The organism is Weissella sp. DD23 (genome assembly GCF_001579105.1).
In the GTDB taxonomy this organism is placed as follows: Bacteria; Bacillota; Bacilli; order Lactobacillales; family Lactobacillaceae; genus Weissella; species Weissella cibaria.
Map to the genome: position 1 here is coordinate 1 of NZ_KQ970511.1, position 277 is coordinate 277.

Consider the following 277-nt stretch of genomic DNA (forward strand, 5'->3'; position numbering starts at 1 on the left):
CATCGCTCACAATGATGTGTATTTCTCCACCCTTTTTCAATCCTTCATATGAATTTTCCATAACTTTCATCATTTGATATAAATATGGATACACAATAAGATAATAATCTTTTTTTCTTGTGTTCTCTTTCTTAATTCCACGTAATTCTTCTACTATCGGAGATACAACTTTTACTACATCATTTGGAATATAATTTTTAAACTCGTCTTGAACGCTCATATCACGTACTGTTTTTAACGCAGTTGTTGTATTAACGATCATATGATTCCTATGTTT

At 30.0% G+C, this 277-nt stretch carries 1 protein-coding gene; it reads right to left on the minus strand.

Annotation, left to right across the window (positions count from 1 at the left end):
* On the minus strand, positions 1–262 hold a 262-nt coding region (locus WEIDD23_RS12515), incomplete at its 3' end, for a hypothetical protein (RefSeq protein WP_197458916.1).
* Between the last annotated feature and the right edge of the window lie 15 nt (positions 263–277).